Source organism: Streptomyces niphimycinicus (genome assembly GCF_018883605.1).
Lineage (GTDB): Bacteria > Actinomycetota > Actinomycetes > Streptomycetales > Streptomycetaceae > Streptomyces > Streptomyces niphimycinicus.
In genome coordinates, this window is sequence record NZ_JAHLEM010001020.1 from 1 (window position 1) to 3,807 (window position 3,807).

The following is a 3,807-nucleotide window of genomic DNA, read 5'->3' on the forward strand; positions in this document are numbered from 1 at the left end:
GCAGGTCTCAGGGATGGGCTGAACGCGCCCGCCAGGGCGCCCCGCAGACCGGCTCAGCTATGGCCCAGTTCCTCCGGCGGGGTGTCCGCCTCGACGGAGCCGCTCGCGCGGTCCGGGTGGAGGGGGAGCGGTTCGACGACGGTCTCGTCGACCACGGGGGCGGACGGGCGCGGGGGCTTGGGCATGACGGCCGCCTCGGAGTGGGCGCCGCAGCCGTACGAGAGGGAGACGACGCGGCCGTCCGCCGGGCTGAACTCGTTCGCGCACACCCCGAACGCCTGTCCCAGCGAGCCGCCGAGGGGCATCAGGAAGCCGCAGCTCGCGCACGTGCCGGGGGCCGCCTGGGCCATGGGGGTCTGGGCGCCGTACGCCTCGTCCCAGCGGTCGGCCGCGACGTGGAGGCCGTAGCGGGACAGCACCCGGGCGCGCCGCATGCCCAGTTCCTCGGCGATGGCCGCGATCGAGCCGGTCTTGGGCGCGGCGGTCTGGGTGACGGGGGCGCCGGCCGTGACATCGGCCTCCTCCACCGCCGCGAGCTGCTGCATCTCCTCCGAGACCACGGAGTTGGGCGGCGGGACGTCCTCGCCCGTGTAGCCCGGCTCCAGGCGCAGATCCTCGGCCTCGGTGGGGAGCAGATCGCCCGGGCCCATGTCGCCGGGGCGCAGCCGCTCGCTCCAGGGCACCCACTCGGGCGCGAGCAGCGCGTCGGGGCCGGGGAGCAGTACCGTCTCGTCCAGGGTGACGGCCTTCGCGCGGGAGGCGCGGGTCACGGTGACCGCCCAGCGCCAGCCGCGATAGCCGGGCTCGGGGCTCTCGAAGAGATGCGTGACCACGCGATCGCCCTCGGCGACAGCGCCCATGTACTCGCCGACCTTCCCCGGAAAGGCGGCTTCCATGGCCGCCTCGCGGGCGAGTTCGACCGCCTCGGCGCACAGGCGGTCGGGGGTACGGCTTCGCATCGCACTCACAGGATCGATTCTCTCTTCCACGCCGTCGCAGCCGTCTGACCTGGTGCGCCAGCCGTACGGCCGGAACGCGGGACCGCGGACGGAGCGGACCATGGGGCCGCGTCGACGTCCGCGCCCATCCGGCCTTCGGGCGCACCTTGTACGTCCCATTCTGCGGGATGGCTACTCGGCACACGGCCAGGAACGACCCTCGGTGGCGCGGTTACGCACGCTACCTTGTCCGGCCGCGCAGCCCCTACCCCCGTCCCATGCTCATCCCCGGCCGCCATGCCGCCCATCCCCTGCCCAGCCGCCCCGGGGGAACCACATTTCCGCTGGACAGCGGGGTGTTGCCGGTCCCCGCCGGCGGCGCCGCCAGCCGGAAAGCCGTCGAAGGTCTGACGCCCGGGTCGCGTTGGCTGCACCATGGTCAGGTGGCAGACAAGCGGTGGTACAGCGGCGGTCCGACCCAGCGGTCGGGCCGCTGGATCGTTCATGCACTCCGTCTGCCCTTCGCGCTCCGCCTCCCCTTCACCGCGGCCGGGCGGGGCATCCGCCGGGCCACCCACGCCCATGGGGCCGGGGAGTCGGGGCTCGGCAAGTTGATCGAGCTGCACGCGGTGAACTCCGCGGGCGACATGCTGATCACCGTCGCCCTCGCCTCCACGATCTTCTTCTCGGTCCCGACCGACGAGGCCCGCGGCCGGGTCGCGCTCTACCTGGTCATCACCATGGCGCCATTCGCGCTACTCGCCCCCGTCATCGGCCCGCTCCTGGACCGCCTTCCGCACGGCCGCCGCGCGGCCATGGCGGGCGCGATGCTGACCCGTACGGTGCTCGCGCTGACGATGGCGGGGGCCGTGGCGGGCGGCGGCCTGGAGCTGTATCCGGCGGCGCTGGGCGTGCTGGTGGCGTCCAAGGCGTACGGAGTCGTCCGTTCCGCCGTCGTGCCACGGCTGCTCCCACCCCACTTCTCCCTGGTCAAGGCCAACTCACGGGTCACGCTCGCCGGACTGCTCGCAACCGGCGTGGCGGCCCCGCTGGGGGCCGGGCTGCATCAGATCGGCCCGAGCTGGCCGCTGTACGGGGCGTCCGTGATCTTTCTGCTGGGCGGATTCCTGTCGTTCACCCTCCCGCCCAAGGTGGACTCCGCGAAGGGTGAGGCCAAGGCGCAGTTGACCTCGGGACAGCACCATCTGCATCTGCCGGTGACGGTGCGTAAACCCAAGGCCAGGGTCGGCGGGTCCAGGACCGCCTTCTGGACCAACGTGTGGGGCACCCTTCGCAGCAGCCGTTCCGGGCGGCTCGGCCTCCGTACGGTCGGCCCCTCCGTACTGCACGCCCTCCAGGCGTGCGCCGCGCTGAAAACCCTGTCCGGATTTCTCACCCTCTTCCTCGCCTTCCTCCTCCGCGACCAGCCCGTGGGCGGACTCGGCCCCGAGGTATCGCTCGGCCTGGCCGCCGTCTGCGCGGGCGGCGGCAACGCGCTGGGCACCGCGATCGGCGCCTGGCTGCGGGCGCGCGGCCCGGAGCGGATCATCGCGGTGGTGCTGAGCTCGGCCCTGGCCGTGATCGTCGTGTCGGCGGCCCTCTACGGCGCGGTGACGGTCGCCGCGGTGGCCGCCACGGCCGGAATCTCCCAGGCGCTGGGCAAGCTGTCGCTGGACGCGCTGATCCAGCGCGACGTCCCGGAGGAGGTCCGCACCTCCGCGTTCTCCCGCTCCGAGACGACACTCCAGATGGCGTGGGTCCTCGGCGGCGCCATCGGCATCGTGCTGCCGCTCCACGGGGTGCTGGGCATGGCGGTCGCGGCGGCGGTGCTCGCGCTGGGCGTGGCGCTGAGCGTCCGCGGGCTGCTGAGCGCCTCCCGGCAGGGGGCGCCGTATCCACGGGTGGCTTGAGGCGGATGGGCGGGGGTGGCCTGAATTGTGTGTACGACGGCCGGACCGGGTCGCCTCTGCGGCCAGGCCGACCCGCCTCCACGGCTCGCCTGACCCGCGCGCGAAGTGATCGGGGCGGCCCGATAGCCTGCCCGCATGACCGCTGCGCTGTTTTCCAGGGGCAAGGGCCGCCGCGCCGCCACCGCCGCCTGTGCCGTGTCCCTCGGGCTCGTCGCCCTCTCCGCATGCGACAAGCCGACCCCGCTGGCCACGGTGACGGTCGGTTCGGACACCGTGACGGCCGAGGCGAGCGACGGCTGCTACGGCGACGGCAAGGACCTGAGCTCGGAGAAGTTCAAGGCGTGCCTTTCCGCCAAGCCCGAAGAGACGATCAAGGTGACCCCCGGGGACAAGGTGCGGATCGGGGTGGACCCCGAGATCGCCAAGTCGAGCTGGGGCCTGATCGCCAACAACCCGGTCATGGCCGAGGCGAGCAAGGAGACGTACCGCAGCTTCGACAGCGACACGCTCTTCGCCCAGCAGAACCCGCAGACGGGCCAGACCACGCTCCAGAAGAAGGTCACGATCACGATCGCCGAGCTCGGCAAGAGCAGCCAGGGCGTCAAGGGCATCTGGCGTTTCACGCTGGAACGGGATTCCTGACAGGATTCCCGACGTTACGGGACTCCGTAGGACGAAGCGTCGCCCTACGGGGCCCGGCCGCGCTGGGAAGACCGGGGCCGGCCCCAGAGGACCCAGCCACGCCGTGACAAGGGGGAACCGTCGATGCGTGTACTGATCGTCACGGCCGTGCCCGCCGAACGGGACGCCGTGGTGCGGGGCATCGGCGCCACGGCCCCCGAGATGGCCGAACTCCCCGTCCCCGGCGGAACGATCCACCGGCTGAGCCCGGTGCCGCCCACCGGGCCGCCGCTCACCGTGGACGTCCTGGCCGCCGGGGTCGGCCCGGCGGCGGCGGC

Annotated in this window: 3 protein-coding genes and 1 pseudogene; 3 read left to right on the plus strand and 1 reads right to left on the minus strand. The window is 72.9% G+C overall.

What is annotated here, in order from left to right:
• Positions 1–53: 53 nt before the first annotated feature.
• Positions 54–959, minus strand: a complete 906-nt coding sequence (locus KN815_RS46990) for a DUF3027 domain-containing protein (protein WP_216347895.1) — start codon at positions 957–959, stop codon at positions 54–56.
• A gap of 422 nt (positions 960–1,381) precedes the next feature.
• Here KN815_RS46990 and KN815_RS46995 point away from each other — a divergent pair, with 422 nt between their 5' ends.
• From KN815_RS46995 to KN815_RS47005, 3 genes and pseudogenes are all read left to right on the plus strand, one after another.
• On the plus strand, positions 1,382–2,848 hold the full coding sequence (locus KN815_RS46995) for an MFS transporter (protein WP_216347893.1): 1,467 nt from the start codon (positions 1,382–1,384) through the stop codon (positions 2,846–2,848).
• A gap of 135 nt (positions 2,849–2,983) precedes the next feature.
• The gene (locus KN815_RS47000; protein ID WP_216347894.1) at positions 2,984–3,490 is read left to right on the plus strand and encodes a hypothetical protein; all 507 of its coding nucleotides are present in this window, start codon (positions 2,984–2,986) and stop codon (positions 3,488–3,490) included.
• Between the two features lie 123 nt (positions 3,491–3,613).
• Positions 3,614–3,807 (plus strand): annotated as a pseudogene (locus tag KN815_RS47005) (futalosine hydrolase); the annotation flags it as partial.